The 17,118-nt window shown below is 63.6% G+C and carries 17 protein-coding genes; 7 read left to right on the top strand and 10 right to left on the bottom strand.

Annotated features, from left to right (window positions below):
• Positions 1-2 precede the first annotated feature (2 nt).
• The 8 genes from OH705_RS01545 to OH705_RS01510 all read right to left on the bottom strand — a co-directional run bounded on the left by OH705_RS01545 (position 3) and on the right by OH705_RS01510 (position 7,779).
• Positions 3-1,631, bottom strand: coding sequence for an EAL domain-containing protein (locus tag OH705_RS01545; protein WP_416383561.1), 1,629 nt, complete (start codon positions 1,629-1,631; stop codon positions 3-5).
• A 99-nt stretch (positions 1,632-1,730) separates the two neighbouring features.
• Positions 1,731-2,507: an N-acetylmuramoyl-L-alanine amidase gene (locus OH705_RS01540; protein ID WP_267300688.1), complete on the bottom strand. Its 777-nt coding sequence runs from the start codon at positions 2,505-2,507 to the stop codon at positions 1,731-1,733.
• Between the two features lie 71 nt (positions 2,508-2,578).
• Complete coding sequence (locus OH705_RS01535; protein ID WP_267300687.1) at positions 2,579-2,974, bottom strand: hypothetical protein; 396 nt, start codon at positions 2,972-2,974, stop codon at positions 2,579-2,581.
• Between the two features lie 97 nt (positions 2,975-3,071).
• Complete coding sequence (locus OH705_RS01530) at positions 3,072-5,063, bottom strand: diguanylate cyclase (protein ID WP_267300686.1); 1,992 nt, start codon at positions 5,061-5,063, stop codon at positions 3,072-3,074.
• A gap of 96 nt (positions 5,064-5,159) precedes the next feature.
• Entirely contained in the window at positions 5,160-6,014 is an 855-nt protein-coding gene (locus OH705_RS01525; RefSeq protein WP_023629399.1) for an endonuclease/exonuclease/phosphatase family protein, read from the bottom strand.
• A 12-nt stretch (positions 6,015-6,026) separates the two neighbouring features.
• Entirely contained in the window at positions 6,027-6,662 is a 636-nt protein-coding gene (dsbA, locus tag OH705_RS01520; RefSeq protein WP_023629400.1) for a thiol:disulfide interchange protein DsbA, read from the bottom strand.
• A 165-nt stretch (positions 6,663-6,827) separates the two neighbouring features.
• Positions 6,828-7,445, bottom strand: a complete 618-nt coding sequence (locus OH705_RS01515) for a c-type cytochrome (RefSeq protein ID WP_023629401.1) — start codon at positions 7,443-7,445, stop codon at positions 6,828-6,830.
• A gap of 31 nt (positions 7,446-7,476) precedes the next feature.
• Complete coding sequence (locus tag OH705_RS01510) at positions 7,477-7,779, bottom strand: c-type cytochrome (RefSeq protein WP_031314666.1); 303 nt, start codon at positions 7,777-7,779, stop codon at positions 7,477-7,479.
• A gap of 208 nt (positions 7,780-7,987) precedes the next feature.
• On the opposite strand from OH705_RS01510, the gene yihA reads away from it, so the two are divergent.
• Positions 7,988-8,620 carry a ribosome biogenesis GTP-binding protein YihA/YsxC gene (gene yihA, locus OH705_RS01505; RefSeq protein WP_046853620.1) on the top strand — a complete coding sequence of 211 codons (633 nt, stop codon included), beginning with the start codon at positions 7,988-7,990 and terminating at the stop codon, positions 8,618-8,620.
• 382 nt (positions 8,621-9,002) lie between these two features.
• On the opposite strand, the gene polA is transcribed toward yihA, so the two are convergent.
• Positions 9,003-11,753, bottom strand: a complete 2,751-nt coding sequence (polA, locus tag OH705_RS01500; protein ID WP_267300682.1) for a DNA polymerase I — start codon at positions 11,751-11,753, stop codon at positions 9,003-9,005.
• 74 nt (positions 11,754-11,827) lie between these two features.
• Between polA and OH705_RS01495 the strand changes: the two genes are divergently transcribed.
• Positions 11,828-12,115 (top strand): DUF2782 domain-containing protein, encoded by a 288-nt coding sequence (locus OH705_RS01495; RefSeq protein ID WP_023629405.1) that lies wholly within the window; start codon positions 11,828-11,830, stop codon positions 12,113-12,115.
• 71 nt (positions 12,116-12,186) lie between these two features.
• Positions 12,187-13,137 (top strand): homoserine kinase, encoded by a 951-nt coding sequence (locus OH705_RS01490; RefSeq protein WP_267300681.1) that lies wholly within the window; start codon positions 12,187-12,189, stop codon positions 13,135-13,137.
• Positions 13,138-13,212: 75 nt separating this feature from the next.
• Here the strand turns inward: OH705_RS01490 and OH705_RS01485 are convergent, their stop codons facing one another.
• Entirely contained in the window at positions 13,213-14,169 is a 957-nt protein-coding gene (locus OH705_RS01485; protein WP_267300680.1) for a zinc ABC transporter substrate-binding protein, read from the bottom strand.
• A gap of 18 nt (positions 14,170-14,187) precedes the next feature.
• On the opposite strand from OH705_RS01485, the gene zur reads away from it, so the two are divergent.
• The 4 genes from zur (at position 14,188) to OH705_RS01465 (ending at position 17,055) form a co-directional block, all read left to right on the top strand.
• The gene (gene zur, locus OH705_RS01480) at positions 14,188-14,673 is read left to right on the top strand and encodes a zinc uptake transcriptional repressor Zur (RefSeq protein WP_046853615.1); all 486 of its coding nucleotides are present in this window, start codon (positions 14,188-14,190) and stop codon (positions 14,671-14,673) included.
• Complete coding sequence (gene znuC / locus OH705_RS01475; protein WP_023633007.1) at positions 14,670-15,443, top strand: zinc ABC transporter ATP-binding protein ZnuC; 774 nt, start codon at positions 14,670-14,672, stop codon at positions 15,441-15,443. Before zur ends, znuC begins: the two co-directional genes overlap by 4 nt.
• Complete coding sequence (znuB, locus tag OH705_RS01470; RefSeq protein ID WP_267300678.1) at positions 15,436-16,218, top strand: zinc ABC transporter permease subunit ZnuB; 783 nt, start codon at positions 15,436-15,438, stop codon at positions 16,216-16,218. Before znuC ends, znuB begins: the two co-directional genes overlap by 8 nt.
• 129 nt (positions 16,219-16,347) lie before the next feature.
• Positions 16,348-17,055 carry a PA5502 family lipoprotein gene (locus OH705_RS01465; protein WP_094010794.1) on the top strand — a complete coding sequence of 236 codons (708 nt, stop codon included), beginning with the start codon at positions 16,348-16,350 and terminating at the stop codon, positions 17,053-17,055.
• The last annotated feature ends 63 nt before the right edge of the window (positions 17,056-17,118 follow it).

The raw sequence follows: 17,118 nt of genomic DNA, 5'->3' as shown, positions 1-17,118 counted from the left end.
CCTCAAGGCTCATCATCGATCCGCCGCCCTGCCACACGCCGCCCACGAGTGATCAACTCGACAAACTGGCTGGCATTCAGCGGATGGGCGAACAGCCAGCCCTGTCCGTAGTTAACCCCCTCGCTGTTGAGCAGCTGCGCCTGGTCCTCGCACTCGATCCCCTCGGCGATTACCCGCAGGTGCAGGTCGTGGGCCATGCGAATGATGTGCGGCGCCACGCCGCTGCTGGCGGCGTCATGGCCCAAGGCATCGATAAACGACTTGTCAATTTTCAGGCAGTCCACCGGCAGGGTCTGCAAGTAAGCCAAGCTGCAATAGCCCGTGCCGAAATCATCAATCAGCACTTGGTGTCCGACGGCACGCAGTGCTTGCAGATTGTCTCGCGCCACGACTACATCAATCAGGCCACGCTCGGTCACCTCGAAGGCGATCTGGCTGGGTGCAACACGATGATGCGCCAGTAAGCGCGCCGCCACCCTTCCGATCCGCGGTGCCATGACATCGCAGGCCGCCAGGTTGACCGAGATATAGAGCTGGCGGTTGGCCCGCAGCAACTGGCCCAGTTGCTCGAGGACCCGTTGCAGAACAAAGTCGGTGATCTGTCGAATCTGGCCGGTATTTTCAGCCAGCGGAATGAACAGCTCCGGGCTGGTCAGGCTGCCGTCCGGGCGGCGCCAGCGCACCAGTGCCTCGGCACCGACGCAGCGACGGCTGTCCAGTTCGAAGATCGGCTGGTACAGCACCTGCAGCTCGCCACGGCGCAGCGCATGCTGCAGCTCAGAGCTCATCGAGCGACGTTGCAGGATCAGTTGCAGTACCAGCCAGCCGATGCAGCCGGCCAACACCAGGCTTCCAGGGAACAGCAACCAGAGCAGGCCATTGAGCTTCAATGGCAGGCTCGCCCTCGGCGCGATCAGCACCAACTGGTAGTCCGGGGATTTGGTGGACATGCGATAGACCAGGCGATCAGGCAGCTCGATCAACGATTTGCCCTGGGCGGGCGGCCATTCGGTGGTCGGAGGCCAGGGTTGCGTCGGGCCAAGCACGGGGATGGCACGGGTACCGCGATCGAGCACCACCAGCAGGCTGCCACCGGGCGGCAGGTCGACGACGTCTGTGAGGTGGCCACGGGAGGTGGAGACCACGAAGCGGCCACGGCCCAGCATCAGGGCCGCGAGGTTCTCGTTGGGCTCGGTGGTGGTATTGAGCCAGTAGCTGTAGGTCGGCCCTTGGATATCAGGGCTGCGCAAGGGCTCGATGATCCGCTCGTCGCCGCGGTTGGAACAGGCCCGCGTACCCTCCACATAGGACGCTTCGTAGATGAAACGCGACTTCAGCGCTACCTGTTGCAGCTGTGTCAGCATCAACGGATCGCAGCCGCGCAGAGGCTGCGCCTGCAGCTGGTCCACCGCCTCGCGCAACTGGCCGAACACCTGCTCCAGACGTTCGAGGAAACGCTCGCCCTGGGCATTCATCTGCGCGCTTTCACTTTGTTTCATCTGTTGCAGGGCAACGTTGACGCTGATTGCAAGCAACAGCCCCGCGCTGGCAAGCGCCGCAAGCGCGGCCAACAGCCAGGGACGGTGGAAAAATTGACGCACCGTAGCGAAGAGGGCGGGCATGCGTGGCATCCAGTTGAATACCAAAGGTATAGCAACGGATTTAAAGCTTGGCGCTGCCACTGGGCGTGTGGATTGGCCCGCACCCGCACCAAGCGCCCGAAAACCGGATCAGCGCTTGCGGTTGAGCACCTGCAGCATCGCGGCGGTCTGCGCATCCGGCGTGCCATCGAACAGCCGCGGGCGGAAACGCATCTGGAAGGCCGCGATCACATGCCGGGTAGCTACGTCCAGATCACCGGTCTGGTCGACGGCATAGCCAAAGTGCGCCAATTGCTGCTGATACCAGCTGATGCTTGGCGGGTTGACCTCAAAAAAGGCCTGTTGCCGCGCTACCGCAACGCTATTAGGCCACACCCCCAGGCCCGCGTCGGCCAGACGTTTCCAGGGAAACAGAGGGCCAGGGTCGAGCTTGCGCAGCGGGGCGATATCGCTATGGCCAATGATGTGGCGCGGGTCGATGTTGTTGCGCTTGACGATGTCTTTGAGCAAGGCAATCAGCGCTTGCACCTGGGCCTCACTGTAAGGGTGCCAAACTCGCCCGGTCGGCGTGTCCGTGTAGCCCTCGTTGACGATCTCGATACCGATGGAGCTTGAATTGAGCCAGGTGCGGCCCTGCCACTGACTATCCCCGGCGTGCCAGGCGCGGCGGTTTTCGTCCACTAGCTGGTAGACCTTGGCCGGGCCATCTCCGATGAGGTAATGGCTGCTGACCTCGCCATGGGTCAGCAGGGCGAGGGAGCGCTCCAACGACGCGTTGGTGTAGTGCACCACGACGAACTGAATGCGACTGTCCTGATTGGCCGAGGGGTGGCTGCGGTCGATGCGCAGGCCACTGGAACAGCCTGCCAAGGCCAACAGGAGCAGAGCGGTAAAAAGTCTTTTCATTGCGGGGAGCACGTCATTGAGTAGGCGAGACAAGCGCTACAGTATAACGTGCTCTTGCGGCATCGTTGCGTTCAGCGTACGCACAGCACCAGAAATTCCAGCGAGTTGTCAGCGCTGGCGCTTTTCATGTCCACCAACTGGGTCATCACGCTCAGATGCTCGACCAATGGTTTACCGATCACTTTGGCCTGGCCGTGCATCTGCCGGTCGTAGCTGCTGACGTCGATCGACGACACCGAGCAGAAACCTGGAGCCTGATGCACGATACGTGGATTGAGCTTCAGCTTGTACTGGGAGAAGTAGTTGGCCTGCACCTCGCGCTCCACGTGGCTGATCCATTCCGGCCACTGGCGCAGTACCTTGCCGTCTGCTCCCACATGCGCGGTGAAAATCATGTCCTTGCCCGCGGCACTGGCCTGGAAGGCCAGGCCGAGCACGGCCAACATCAACCATCTAGTTACATTCATCCTCAACTCCTTTCACAATCGATCTATCGGCGATGCGCTGAAGAGTCAGCGCTGCGAAAAGTGTCGATTGGTCGGGGGGCTGGGGGGCGTTAACTATCTATGCCTGCTCGACACGATTGCGCCCATCGGCCTTGGCTCGATACAGCGCTTCGTCGGCCCGCTTGAGTACCTGGTCGCTACGCTCGCCGGAGCGGAAAGCGCTGATACCGATGGACGTGGTAATCACCACGCGCTCACCCTTGAAATGGAAGGGGCACGCCTCGATCGCCGCACGCAGCGTCTGCGCTACCTGGACAGCCGCCGGCGGCGAGGTCTGCGGCAGCAGCATGACGAATTCCTCACCACCGAAACGGGCGATGAAGTCGCGCCCGCGCAGGCGCTTACGCAGTTGATCGGCAACGATCTTCAGCACCTTGTCGCCTGCCAGGTGACCATAGCCATCGTTGATGCGCTTGAAATGGTCCAGGTCGAGGATGGCCATGGCCAGGTGGCCACCGTTTTCCTGCCAGTCGAGCACCTCGCGCTCGACCTGTTCACTCCAGGCCGCTCGGTTGGGCAGGCCGGTGAGCGGATCGATCATCGCTTTTTGCCGCTGCTCCTCGAGATGCTCACGATAGCCCAGGGCCTCCTGCTCCATGCTCGCCACACGCTCGGCCAAGCCTTGCAGGCGGCTGGCCATATCATGCTCGCGGCGATCGCGCTCGTGCTGGTGATCATCCATCGTCACAAGCAGGCCTTCGAGGCGGCTCTCCAAGATATGCTTGAGGCTGTCAACATCAACAGCCCCCTGCACACTGCTCTGCAAACCATCAACCTGCTCGCGCAGCTGGCTGTCGAGCTCCCGGGCGGCGAAGCTGTTATCGGCGTGGCCGGCGCTGGCTTCGTGAAGGTGGCTCTGGAAGGTTTCCAGGCGCTCGTTGAGTTGCTGCAGGTAGGCCTCGAACTCGTGCTGGCCGCTGTCGGTAATCGCCAGCATGAGCACGGCCAGGTCATCCAGCACAGGGATCAGTTCGTACCAGTTCAGCCCCCGGGAAACCCGCTCACGCATTTCCAGAGCCTGTGCCTTATGGCGCTCAGGCAAGCTCAGGTCGTCGAGCAGGCCGATCAGGGTCTGCTCGATATGGGCGGCAACCTGGCTGTAGGGCGGCTCCACCGCATCGGGCAGGGCATAGGGGCCATCATCGTCGGCGTCCAGTTCTGCCACTGTATCCGGCTCAGCCGTTGCGCCTTGCTCCGTCTCGATGACGGTCGATGGCTCGAGTACAGGCTCGGCAACCGGCGGTTCGAGTTCGGGGCGGGGATCGGCAACGACTGACGGCGTGGTTTCAACCAGCGCCGGGCCAGCCAGTTCCACTTGCGCGCCAGCGAGATCGACGGGCACCGTTTCATTCACGGCCTGTGCCGCCTCGGGCAAGGCTTGAGGCGCAGGTTCCAGGGCGTGCAGCTCGTCGACATCCCCATGGTGTGGCTCAGCTGCGATGCCTGGGCCTGCAGCGGCCGGCTGCGGCGCAGGCGATGCCGCCTCGACCGCAACGGGTGCGGGCGTCAATTCGTCCATGGGCTCGTCACGGCCCCCGAACAGGCGCTGCAGAAACCCGGGACGGGTTTCATCATCGGGCTTTTGCACGGCGTTGAGGGCGCGCCCCTGCAAACCACTGAGCTCGCCCAGCAAGGGCGGCAACTCCCGGGACTGGCTGACGCCACCGTCGAGCTTTTTCGCCAGTTTTTTCAACGGACGGGCCACATCGCCCGGCAGCGGCAAGGTCTGCAACTGGGTAACCAGCGCGGTCAGCGCCTCGCTGACCTGATTCATGCGGGTTTCGCGGCGCTGCTCGGAGTCGAGCACGGCTTTTTCCAGGCGCGGAATCAACCCAGCGAGGCCGGCGTCCATGTTGTCGCTGCGGATGACCTCGCGCATCTCCTTCATGCACTGGTCCACGATCTTGTCACTACCTTCGGCCGCCAAGGTGCTGCGCACCAGGCCACGACGCAGCAAGTCGAGACGGGCTTCCCAGCGCCGCTCGAGCTTTTCCTGCTGCTCGATGCTCTTGAGGTATTTTTCTTTCCAGCGCTCGGCTTCTTCGGTCATGCCTGGATCCGCAACGGGTAGTGGCATCTAGTCCTGCAATCACTGGATTTCGGCGGAAAAGCCCAACACTTGAGTGCAGGATTCGCCCAGGCAGGACTAACTCAGGACCGGCAGGGTATCCACAGTCAGGGCGTCAGGCAATCGGATCTCGACGGCGACGGGCAGGTGATCGGAAATTGGCTGTGCCAGCACCTCGACGCGCTCCAGTGTAAGACTCGGGCTGAGCAGGATGTGGTCAAGACAGCGTTGGGGGCGCCAGCTGGGAAAAGTGGCCTCGACCTGGGGCGCGATGAGACCTAGATCACGCAAGGGCGAATGATCGAGCAGGTCGTTGGCGTGGGTGTTCATGTCACCCATGAGGATCTGGTGACGATAGCCGCCGATCAGCTCGCGGATGTAGGCCAACTGCCGGGCGCGCGTCTTGGAGCCGAGCGCCAGGTGCATCATCACCACGATCAGGGCGTCGGCACCTTCGCCGAAACGCACGAGGATCGCCCCTCGCCCAGACGGGCCAGGCAGGGGATGGTCTTCCAGGTGCTGGGGCTTCAGACGGCTGAGCACGCCGTTGCTGTGCTGGGCGAAACGCCCCAGATTGCGGTTGAGCTGCTGGTACCAATAGGGGAAGGCCCCCAGTTGGGCGAGATGCTCCACCTGGTTGACGAAGCCGGAGCGCAGGCTGCCTCCGTCGGCTTCCTGCAAGGCCACCAGGTCGAAGTCGTTGAGCAGGTCACCGATCTTCTGCAGGTTACCGGCGCGCCCGTTGTGCGGCAGCAGGTGTTGCCAACTGCGGGTCACGTAGTGGCGGTAGCGCTCGGTACTGATACCGACCTGGATATTGAAACTGAGCAGCCGCAGGCGACCATCGGCCGGCAGGCCGCTGGCCTGCAGGTGATGTTCGTTGACCTGCGGCTGGTGCAGGCCGACGCTTCGGGTTGAGCGAAAGCGGCCCATGGCATTCGCCGCTTACTTAGCGGCGCGCTCCTTGGCGATCAGCTGGTCGGCGACGTTCAGCACGCCTTCCGGACCACCGGCAGTGCCCAGGTCGAAGCGATACTTGCCGTTGACGACCATGCTCGGAACGCCGGTGATTTCGTACTTCTTGGCCAGTTCCTTGGCCTGGTTGACCTGGCCCTTGATGGCGAAGGAGTTGAAGGTGGCCAGGAACTTGTCCTTGTCCACGCCCTGAGTGGCCAGGAAGTCGGCCATGTCGTTCGGGTCAGTCAGGCGCTTGCGCTGATTCTGGATGGCGTCGAATACCGCGGCGTGAACCTTGTGCTCCACGCCCATGGCTTCGAGGGTCAGGAACATCTGGCCATGGGCATCCCATGGGCCGCCGAACATGGCCGGGATGCGTTTGAAGTTGACGTCCTTCGGCAGTTTTTCAGCCCAGGGGTTTATGACCGGTTCGAAGTGGTAGCAGTGCGGGCAGCCGTACCAGAACAGCTCGACGACTTCGATCTTGCCAGGCACCGACACCTGAACGGGGTTGCTCAGCTCGATATATTCCTTACCAGCGGTTGCAGGCTCCGCAGCCTGTACGGCGGCCATACCGAACACGCTGGCGGCGACCAGCGCGGCGCTGAGAATCAGTTTACGCATGCTTTACTCCTGAGCAGTCTTTGGTCGCCTCGACGCGACCTGTGTAGGACAGGTCGGGAAGGGCTCGAGTTCTGTAGTGTAACGGCTACGGACAGAAAAAAGGGCAGCGTGGGCTGCCCTTTTCATCTTTAGCGCTGAAGCATTAACCGAGTGTTAACGCGTAATTCAGTGCAGGCCCTGGATGTAGCTGGACAGCGCTTCGATGTCCTTGTTGCTGAGCTTGCCGGCGATGGTGCGCATGGTCATGGCGTCGCCGTCGTTGGTGCGGTTGCCTTCGCGGAAGTCGGTCAGCTGCTTGCTGACGTACTGCGCGTGCTGGCCGCTGAGGTGCGGGAACTTCGCCAGGGCGATGCCTGCACCATTGGGGGAGTGACAACCGGTGCAGGCCGGCATGCCTTTCTCCAGGTTGCCGCCGTTGAACAAGGCACGACCATGCTCGACGAGCTTCGGATCGGCGGCACCTACGCTGCCTTTCTGGCTGGCGAAGTAAGCGGCGATGTCGGCCAGGTCCTGGTCGTTGAAATTGGCCAGCATGCCGGTCATCTCAAGCACGGTACGCTTGCCGTCCTTGATGTCGTGCAGCTGCTTGTTCAGGTAGGGCTCACCTTGGCCGGCGAGTTTCGGGAAGTTCGGTGCCAGGCTGTTGCCGTCCGGGTTGTGACAGGCCCCACAGACAGCTGTCTTGGCCTGACCGGCGGCGGCATCGCCTTTGATGGGTCCCGCAGCAGTTGCCGCACCTGCGACCCCCATGGTCAACAGCAGACTCACGACTAGTTTGTTCATCAGCTAATCCAACACGGCTAAGGGTGAAATGTTATGTATCGGGACTGCCGCTCATCCAAAGGATGACCAAACGGTAGTCCTCGGCACTGCAGTCCATGCACAATCCACGCGGCGGCATAGCCTTGAAACCCTGTGTAACATGTACCACCAGTTGCGCCATGCCTTGCGCCAGCCTTGGCTCCCAGGCCGCCCGGTCACCGCTTCTGGGTGCCTGAGGCAGTTGTCCGGCGTGACAGGCCGCGCACGTGCGGTTGTACAACGCCTCGGGATCCTGTGTAGCCTGTGCGCTGAAAAACGGCAGGAACATACCGACAGCAAGCAGCCATTTCGCCATGCGAAACGACCTGACAGGGTTGGGGGCCGCGCTGCGTTCTGTTGCGCGAGCTATTGTTCGACACCCCATGCTCAATTGCCTTCGCTGGGCGAATGAGCACACAAAAACTGGGGCATTATATACTTCCGCCAGCCAAACGGAAACGACACCGCTTGCCAGGCCTGGTCCTACGCCTCCAGCGCTGGGCAACACCCACATCGGAAATCCCATGCAAGTCAAGAACCCCATCCTCGGCCTCTGCCAGAAAGCCAAATTCGCCCTCAGCGCCGCCAAGGTCGAACAATGCCCCGAAGACCAGGGTTACGAAGTGGCTTTCGCCGGCCGTTCCAACGCCGGTAAATCCAGCGCCCTCAACACCCTGACCCACGCCAGCCTGGCGCGTACCTCGAAGACCCCCGGCCGCACCCAGCTGCTGAATTTCTTCAGTCTGGACGATGAACGGCGTTTGGTCGACCTGCCGGGCTACGGTTATGCAAAAGTGCCGATTCCGCTCAAGCAGCACTGGCAGAAACACCTGGAGGCCTACCTGGGCAGCCGCGAGTGCCTGCGCGGGATCATCCTGATGATGGACACCCGCCATCCGATGACCGACTTCGACAAGATGATGCTCGACTGGGCCAAGGCCAGCGGCATGCCGATGCACATCCTGCTGACCAAGGCCGACAAGCTGACCCACGGCGCGGGCAAGAACACCTTGCTCAAGGTGCAGTCGGAGATTCGCAAGGGCTGGGGCGATACCGCGACCATCCAGCTGTTCTCGGCGCCCAAGCGCCTGGGCCTGGAAGAGGCCTATCGCGTGCTGGCGGACTGGATGGAGCTGGAAGACAAGCCGGTGGCCTGAGGTCGAGTGAGGCTTTCGTGGGAGCGGGCTTGCCCCGCGATGGCCCTGGCGCAGGGCCAACCCGTGCCCACGAGCCCAGGCAGACATGACGCCGAATTGCGGGCAAAAAAAACCCCGGACTTCGTATGGGGAGGGGGAAGTTCGGGGTCCAAGTCCGGACCGCTAGGGCGGGGTCCAGATATCTGCCAACACTTAACACAACATAGGAGCATCGAAAGGCTTCACCAGCCATTCAGTACCTCTGAGTGGCGGTTCACCGGTTTAGTTCCGAGCCCCTGGAAACTATTTGCGATAGTTTCATGAAACTCTCGATCTAAGGCCCGAGGCCTGCACCGGATCCGCGACACTACGCCGCAGATCCTACACAGCTTTCACGCGGAGTTTAGTGAGCTTCGTCCCAATTCGAGCCAACGCCCGCTTCCACCAGCAACGGCACATCCAGTTGCGCCGCGCCGCTCATGTGGACCCGAATCTCGGCTTTCACCTGTTCGACCAGGTCTTCGCGCACCTCGAGCACCAGTTCGTCGTGCACCTGCAGGATCACCCGCGCATCCAGCCCGCTCTCGGTCAGCCAGTTGTCCACCGCCACCATGGCGCGCTTGATGATGTCCGCCGCGGTGCCCTGCATCGGCGCGTTGATCGCGGTGCGCTCGGCGCCTTTGCGCAAGGCCGGGTTCTTGGCGTTGATGTCCGGCAGGTACAGGCGACGCCCAAACAGGGTTTCGACGAAGCCCTTTTCAGCGGCCTGGGCGCGGGTGCGCTCCATATAGGCCAGCACGCCTGGGTAACGGGCGAAATAGCGGTCGATGTAGTCCTGCGACTGCTTGCGATCGACGCCGATCTGCTTGGCCAGGCCGAATGCGCTCATGCCATAGATCAGGCCGAAGTTGATCGCCTTGGCGCTGCGGCGCTGGTCGGTGGTGACCTCTTCGAGGGCGACACCGAACACTTCCGCGGCAGTGGCGCGGTGCACGTCCAGGTCGTTGCGGAAGGCGTGCAGCAGCCCTTCGTCCTTGGCCAGGTGGGCCATGATGCGCAGCTCGATCTGCGAATAGTCCGCCGCCAGCAATTTGTAGCCGGGGCTGGCGACGAAAGCCTGGCGAATGCGCCGGCCCTCGGCGGTGCGGATCGGGATGTTCTGCAGGTTCGGGTCGCTGGACGACAGGCGACCGGTGGCAGCCACAGCCTGCTGATACGAGGTATGGATGCGGCCGGTACGCGGGTTGATCTGCCCCGGCAGCTTGTCGGTATAGGTGCTCTTGAGCTTGCTCAGGCTGCGGTACTGCATCAGCACCTTGGGCAGCGGGTAGCCCTGCTCGGCAAGGTCATCCAGGACCGCCTCGGCGGTGGACGGCTGGCCCTTGGCGGTCTTGCTCAGCACCGGCATGCCCAGCTTGTCGTAGAGGATCGCGCCGAGCTGCTTGGGCGAGCCCAGGTTGAATTCCTCGCCGGCAAGCGCATATGCCTCACGCTCCAGCTCGACCAGCTTCGCCCCCAGCTCGCCACTCTGCACGCCGAGCAGCCTGGCGTCGACCAGCGCGCCCTGGCGCTCGATCTTCGCCAGTACCGGCACCAGCGGCATCTCGATATCCATCAGCACCGGCAGCACGCTGGGCGTCTGGGCCAGGCGCGTCTGCAGCGCATGGTGCAGACGCAGGGTGATATCGGCATCCTCGGCGGCGTAGGGGCCGGCCTTTTCCAGCGAGATCTGGTTGAAGGTCAGCTGCTTGGCGCCCTTGCCGGCGATATCCTCGAAGGCGATGGTAGTGTGGTCCAGGTACTTCTGCGCCAAGCTATCCATGTCGTGACGGGTGGCGGTGGAGTCGAGCACGTAGGACTCGAGCATGGTGTCGTAGGCCACGCCGCGCATGTGGATGGCCGGGCTGCCATTGGCCAGGATGCTGATGTCGTACTTGGCGTTCTGGCCGATCTTGCCCTTGGCCGGATCCTCCAGCAGCGGTTTGAGCGCCAGCAGCACGCGCTCGCGGTCCAGCTGGGCCGGAGCGCCTTCGTAGTCGTGAGTCAGGGGCACATAGGCGGCTTCATGGGGCTCGACGGCGAACGACAGGCCGACGATCTGTGCCTGCTGGGCATCCAGGCCAGTGGTTTCCGTATCGAAGGCGAACAGCGGCGCCTGACGCAGCTTTTCCAGCCAGGCGTCGAAGCGAGCCTGGTCGAGGATGGTTTCGTACTTTGGCTCGACCTTCTCAGCCACAGGAGACTCGGCGGCAGCGGCGCCATCACCGGCCTGGGGCGCGCTGCGCTGGACTTCGGCGACCCAGCTCTTGAACTCCATCTCGGTGTACAGCGCCAGCAGTGCTTCACGGTCCGGCTCGCCGCAGACCAGGGCGTCCACCTCGACATCCAGCTCGACATCGCACTTGATGGTGGCCAGCTCGTAGGAGAGGAAGGCCGCGTCGCGGTGCTCCTCGAGTTTGACGGCGAGGGTCTTGGCACCTCGAATCGCCAGGCCCGGCACCTTGTCCAGGTTCTGGTACACATCGCTCAGGCCACCACCGATACCGGTCAACAAGCCGACCGCGGTCTTCTCGCCAACGCCCGGCACGCCGGGAATGTTGTCGACCTTGTCGCCCATCAGGGCGAGAAAATCGATGATGTGTTCGGGACCTACGCCAAACTTCTCGTGCACGCCAGCGACGTCGAGCACGCTACCGGTCATGGTATTGACGAGGGTAACGTGGCCGTCCACCAGCTGGGCCATGTCCTTGTCGCCGGTCGAGATGATCACCGGGCGGCCGGCGGCGGCGCTGCTGCGCGCCAGGGTGCCGATCACGTCGTCGGCCTCCACGCCTTCGATGCACAGCAGCGGGTAGCCCAGGGCGCGGACGCTGGCGTGCAGCGGTTCCACCTGCACCCGCAGGTCGTCGGGCATGCTCGGGCGGTTGGCCTTGTACTCGGCGAACATGGCATCGCGGAAGGTCCCGCCCTTGGCATCGAAGACCACTGCGAACAGGCTGTCCGGATACTGCTTGCGCAGGCTCTTGAGCATGTTCAGCACGCCCTTGACCGCGCCGGTGGGCATGCCTTTGGAGGTGGTCAGCGGCGGCAGCGCGTGAAAGGCGCGGTAGAGGTAGGACGAACCGTCCACCAGGACGAGGGGCGCTTGGCTCATGAGGAGAATCAACCTTTTCGACGGGTCCGGCGCTAGAATAACCGGATCAATGACGACAAAAGGACTAGGTTATCATGCGCACACTCAATCGCCTGTTACTGCTCGGTCTGCTGGCCACCATGCCAGTCGTCACCCAGGCGGCGGACGAAGCCCCATCGGCCGATCCCGATGTAACCATTCGCACGGAAGGCGATAAGACCATCCAGGAGTACCGTCAAAACGGCTTCCTGTATGCGATCAAGATCACGCCGAAGAACGGCAAACCTTATTTCCTGGTACGCGCCGATGGCTCCGAAGGCAATTTCATTCGTTCCGACCAGCCGGATATGCTGATTCCGTCCTGGAAGATCTTCGAGTGGTGAGCTAGTAACGCGTATCGTTCTTATCAACCAGGCACTTCCGGCGGAAGTGCCCGCATGGGCAATTCTTCAACATGTCAGTCTTCACCCCTGTGTCCCGGCCTGAGCTGGAAACCTTTCTGGCGCCATACGAGCTGGGCCGCCTGCTCGACTTCCAGGGCATCGCCGCCGGTACCGAGAACAGCAATTTCTTCGTCAGCCTGGAAAAAGGGGAGTTCGTCCTCACACTGATCGAGCGTGGGCCGGCTGAAGACATGCCGTTCTTCATCGAACTGCTCGACGTGCTGCACGATGCCGACATGCCCGTGCCCTATGCCCTGCGCGACCGCGAAGGGCATGGCCTGCGCGAACTGTGCGGCAAGCCTGCGCTGCTGCAACCGCGACTGTCGGGCAAGCACATCAAGCTGCCGAACAACCAGCACTGTGCCCAGGTCGGCGAGCTGCTGGCGCACATTCACCTGGCCACCCGCGAGCGCATCATCGAGCGCCGCACCGACCGGGGCCTGGACTGGATGCTGGAATCGGGCGCCGAACTGCTGCCGAGCCTGAACCAGGCGCAAACCGCGCTGCTGCAACCGGCGCTGGCGGAAATCACCGCGCACAAGCCGCAGATCCTCGCCCTGCCCAAGGCCAACCTGCACGCCGACCTGTTCCGTGACAACGTGATGTTCGAAGGCACTCACCTGACCGGGCTGATCGACTTCTACAACGCCTGCTCCGGGCCAATGCTGTATGACATCGCCATCACCGTGAACGACTGGTGCCTGGACGAACAGGGGGGTATCGACCTGCCGCGGGCCCAGGCCTTGCTGGGCGCCTACGCGGCACTGCGACCGTTCACCGCTGCTGAAGCGGAGCTGTGGCCGGTGATGCTGCGGGTGGCTTGCGTGCGCTTCTGGCTGTCGCGCCTGATCGCGGCGCAGGCGTTCGCCGGGATGGACGTGATGATCCATGACCCCAGCGAGTTCGAAGTGCGTCTGGCGCAACGCCAGCAGGTGGCGCTGAAGCTGCCGTTCGCGCTCTGAAGGGCGATAACACCGCGATCACCCGCGGCGCGGGTGCCACACAACGTGGCGCCCGTTTCGCGGCTGAAGCCGCTCCTACAGCTGCTCCAAGCAGCCGACCAGGTCGCCACCGAGCTTCTCCAGCAAGCGCTCATAGCCCTTGCCATCCGCCTTGTCGGTGCCACCCAGCGCATCCAACTCGGCCAACCGCACCGGCAACCCGGCCGTCAGCGTCTCGGCCAGGCGCGGCCTCAGCGGCGGCTCGCTGAACACGCAGGTCTTGCCCACCGCCTGCAAGCGCTTGCGCATGGCGGCAACGTGCTGCGCGCCCGGCTGCACCTCGGAGGCCACGCTGAACACGCCGGTGTGCTTCAGGCCATAGGCGGCCTCGAAGTAGTCGAACGCCTCGTGAAACACGAAGTAAGGCTTGCCGGCGATCCCCGCCACACGCTGCTTGATGCGCGCATCAAGGGCATCCAGGCGCTCGACGAACTGCTTGAGGTTGGCCTGGTAGCGCGGGGCATTGGCCGGGTCGGCCGCTGCCAGGTCGCCGGCCATCTTCGTCGCGATCACCCGGGCATTCAGCGACGACAGCCACAGGTGTGCATCGAGACTGCCCGGGCGGTGGTCGTGGTCATGGTCGTCGTGGTCTTCCTCATCATGGGAGTGGCTGTCCTCGCCGAAATGACGCAACTGCATGCCCGGCAGCGACTGCACGGCCACGGTCGGCTTGGCGCGGCTCTTCAGCACGCGGGGCAGGAAACCTTCCATGTCCGGGCCGATCCAGTACAGCAGGTCGGCATCGGCGACCTTGCGCACGTCGGAGGGGCGCAGTGCGTAGTTGTGCGGGGAGGCGCCCGGTGGCAGCAGCACATCGGGGCTGCCGACACCGTCCTGGACGGCGGCGGCGATCTGCTGCAGGGGCTTGATGCTGGTCAGCACACGCACGTCGGCGTGCGCCGAAAAAGCGATGAAAGCGACAAAGAGGGCAAGGATTCGGGACACGGTGGATACTCGGGTCGTCAGAAACAGGTAACATAATAACGTCTCCATCCTGAACCGTCGCTGCCCATGTCCATCACGCCGCTGGCCCACCGTCCCCACGATCACTCCCATTGCGTCCACAGTGCGCTGGCCGAGGCCGACGCGCTGTGCAACCGTCAGGGCCTGCGCCTGACCGCCCTGCGCCGCCGCGTGCTGGAGCTGGTGTGGCAGAGCCACAAGCCGCTGGGCGCCTACGATATCCTCGCCGTGCTCAGCGAACAGGACGGCCGCCGCGCTGCGCCACCGACCGTCTATCGCGCCCTGGACTTCCTTCTGGAAAACGGCCTGGTGCACCGCATCGCCTCGCTCAATGCCTTTATCGGCTGCAGCCATCCCGAGCACGCGCACCAGGGACAGTTCCTCATCTGCCGCGAATGTCACGTGGCCATCGAGCTGGAGCAGAACAGCATCAGCGACGCCATCGTCAGCAGCGCCAATGCCGTGGGTTTCGCGGTCGAGACGCAAACCGTCGAAGTGGTCGGCCTGTGCGGCAACTGCCGGGGCAAGGCATGAGCGATGCCCTGATCCGCCTCGAGCAGGTCGGCGTCAGCTTCGCTGGCGAAGCGGTGCTCGACAGCATCGACCTGGCGGTGGCGCCGGGCCAGATCGTTACCCTGATCGGTCCCAACGGCGCCGGCAAGACCACCCTGGTGCGCGCCGTGCTGGGTCTGCTCAAGCCGCATCGCGGCAAGGTGTGGCGCAAGCCCAGGCTGCGCATCGGCTATATGCCGCAGAAGATCCAGGTAGACGCCACATTGCCCTTGTCGGTGCTGCGCTTCCTGCGCCTGGTGCCCGGTGTAGACCGTGCGGCAGCCTTGGCGGCGTTGCAGGAAGTCGGCGCCGAGCAAGTGATCGACAGCCCGATCCAGACCATCTCCGGTGGCGAGATGCAGCGCGTGCTGCTGGCCCGCGCGCTGCTGCGCGAGCCCGAGCTGCTGGTACTCGACGAACCGGTGCAGGGGGTCGACGTGGTTGGCCAGACCGAGCTGTACAACCTGATCACCCGCCTGCGCGACCGCCACGGCTGCGGCGTGCTGATGGTCAGCCACGACTTGCACCTGGTCATGAGTGCCACCGACCAGGTGGTCTGCCTCAACCGCCACGTGTGCTGCTCGGGCCACCCGGAGCAGGTCAGCAACGATCCGGCCTTCGTCGAGCTGTTCGGCCAGAACGCCCCGAGCCTGGCCATCTACCACCACCATCACGATCACAGCCACGACCTGCACGGTTCGGTGATCGCCCCCGGCGCCCATGTTCACGGAGAGCACTGCAAGCATGGCTGATTTTCTTCTCTACGCCCTGCTTGCCGGTGTATCGCTGGCGCTGGTCGCCGGCCCCCTGGGCTCGTTCGTGGTGTGGCGGCGCATGGCCTATTTCGGCGACACCCTTTCCCATGCCGCGCTGCTCGGCGTGGCCCTGGGCTTCGCCCTGGATGTCAGCCCGGCGCTGGCAGTGACCGTTGGCTGCCTGCTGCTGGCGATCCTGCTGGTGACCCTGCAGCAGCGCCAGCCCCTGGCCTCGGACACCCTGCTCGGCATCCTCGCCCCCAGCACGCTGTCGCTGGGGCTGGTGGTGCTGAGCTTCATGCACGATGTGCGCATCGACCTGATGGCCTACCTGTTCGGCGACCTGTTGGCGATCAGCCCAACCGACCTGGCCTGGATCCTCGGTGGCAGCACCTTGGTGCTGGTGCTGCTGGCGATGTTCTGGCGCCCCTTGTTGGCGGTGACCGTGCACGAGGAACTGGCGATGGTCGAAGGCTTGCCGGTGACCGGCCTGCGCCTGGCGCTGATGCTGCTGATCGCCGTGGTGATTGCGGTGGCGATGAAGATAGTCGGTGTGCTGCTGATCACCTCGCTGCTGATCATCCCGGCCGCCGCGGCACAGCGTCACGCCCGCTCACCGGAGCAGATGGCCCTGGGCGCCAGTCTGCTGGGGGTTGCCGCGGTCTCCGGGGGCCTGGCGCTGTCCTGGTTCAAGGACACCCCGGCCGGGCCTTCGATCGTGGTCTGTGCGGCAGTGCTATTCTTGCTGAGCCTGGCGTTGCCGAAACGCTGAATTTTCAGGGTGCGCGCAGGCGCATCCTGCAACCTTTTCGCAGCTTTCGAGTCTGAGAAGACCAGTTTTCGAGCGTGCGCACCTGGGTGTAGACTTGCTCGCTTTTTGCGCAAATAGAGAGTCGCAGGAATGAAGCCGTTCGCCTCACGTTATCTGCTTGTTGCCGCGTTTTCCCTGTTCCTGGCTGCCTGCTCCAGCAAGCCGGCCGAACAGCCGGTGGCGCCTGCCCAGCCCGATGCCTGGCAGCAGCTCGAGCAAAGCATCGCCAGCAACGAGCTGGCCACCGCCGAGGATCAACTGGTCGCCTTGCAGGGCCAGGCGCCGGATGATGCCCGCCTCGAACCGCATCAGCGTCAGCTGGCCGAGGCCTACCTGCGCCGTAGCCAGATCGTCCTGCAGAAGGGCGATGTGAATGCCGCTGCCACGGCATTGGCCCGCGCCCGCGCGCTGATGCCGCAAGCCCCGGCCCTGACCGGCGGCGATGCCGTGGCCCAGGCCCGCAAGGCCGAACTGGAAAAGGCCGAAGCGGCGCTCAAGGCTGCCGAGTCCAAGCCCAAGGCCCGGGTGATCGACCCCACCGCGCCGACCACCGTCGTGGCACTTAAAACCACCGATAGCCGCGCCATGCGTCGCCAACTGGACGATATCGCGGCGGACGTGGTGAGTTATCAGTGCGATGTAGTGTTCCAGGTGCCGCGCACCGAGGATGCGCCTTGGCTCAAGACCCTTCTGCAGAAGCGGGTGCGCAAGCTCGACAGTGGATTCGAGCTGAAGCAGAAGCATGAGATCCAGCGTTCATTGCCGGCGCAGGTGGTGTTGATTCCCCATCAGCAATAAACCTGTCCGGGCCTCATCGCCGACAAGCCGGCTCCCACAGGGAACGCCTACAATCTGTGGGAG

It is taken from the genome of Pseudomonas sp. BJa3, from assembly GCF_026343815.1.
GTDB classification, from domain to species: domain Bacteria; phylum Pseudomonadota; class Gammaproteobacteria; order Pseudomonadales; family Pseudomonadaceae; genus Aquipseudomonas; species Aquipseudomonas soli.
Note: the sequence above shows the minus strand (reverse complement) of the source record. Positions and strands in the feature narration are given on the sequence as shown.

Bases quoted from the DNA above. Each gene is read 5' to 3' on its own strand.
- OH705_RS01545 (WP_416383561.1), bottom strand. From the start codon at position 1,631: ATGCCACGCATGCCCGCCCTCTTCGCTACGGTGCGTCAATTTTTCCAC.
- OH705_RS01540 (WP_267300688.1), bottom strand. From the start codon at position 2,507: ATGAAAAGACTTTTTACCGCTCTGCTCCTGTTGGCCTTGGCAGGCTGT.
- OH705_RS01535 (WP_267300687.1), bottom strand. From the start codon at position 2,974: ATGAATGTAACTAGATGGTTGATGTTGGCCGTGCTCGGCCTGGCCTTC.
- OH705_RS01530 (WP_267300686.1), bottom strand. From the start codon at position 5,063: ATGACCGAAGAAGCCGAGCGCTGGAAAGAAAAATACCTCAAGAGCATC.
- OH705_RS01525 (WP_023629399.1), bottom strand. From the start codon at position 6,014: ATGGGCCGCTTTCGCTCAACCCGAAGCGTCGGCCTGCACCAGCCGCAG.
- dsbA (WP_023629400.1), bottom strand. From the start codon at position 6,662: ATGCGTAAACTGATTCTCAGCGCCGCGCTGGTCGCCGCCAGCGTGTTC.
- OH705_RS01515 (WP_023629401.1), bottom strand. From the start codon at position 7,445: ATGAACAAACTAGTCGTGAGTCTGCTGTTGACCATGGGGGTCGCAGGT.
- OH705_RS01510 (WP_031314666.1), bottom strand. From the start codon at position 7,779: ATGGCGAAATGGCTGCTTGCTGTCGGTATGTTCCTGCCGTTTTTCAGC.
- yihA (WP_046853620.1), top strand. From the start codon at position 7,988: ATGCAAGTCAAGAACCCCATCCTCGGCCTCTGCCAGAAAGCCAAATTC.
- polA (WP_267300682.1), bottom strand. From the start codon at position 11,753: ATGAGCCAAGCGCCCCTCGTCCTGGTGGACGGTTCGTCCTACCTCTAC.
- OH705_RS01495 (WP_023629405.1), top strand. From the start codon at position 11,828: ATGCGCACACTCAATCGCCTGTTACTGCTCGGTCTGCTGGCCACCATG.
- OH705_RS01490 (WP_267300681.1), top strand. From the start codon at position 12,187: ATGTCAGTCTTCACCCCTGTGTCCCGGCCTGAGCTGGAAACCTTTCTG.
- OH705_RS01485 (WP_267300680.1), bottom strand. From the start codon at position 14,169: ATGGAGACGTTATTATGTTACCTGTTTCTGACGACCCGAGTATCCACC.
- zur (WP_046853615.1), top strand. From the start codon at position 14,188: ATGTCCATCACGCCGCTGGCCCACCGTCCCCACGATCACTCCCATTGC.
- znuC (WP_023633007.1), top strand. From the start codon at position 14,670: ATGAGCGATGCCCTGATCCGCCTCGAGCAGGTCGGCGTCAGCTTCGCT.
- znuB (WP_267300678.1), top strand. From the start codon at position 15,436: ATGGCTGATTTTCTTCTCTACGCCCTGCTTGCCGGTGTATCGCTGGCG.
- OH705_RS01465 (WP_094010794.1), top strand. From the start codon at position 16,348: ATGAAGCCGTTCGCCTCACGTTATCTGCTTGTTGCCGCGTTTTCCCTG.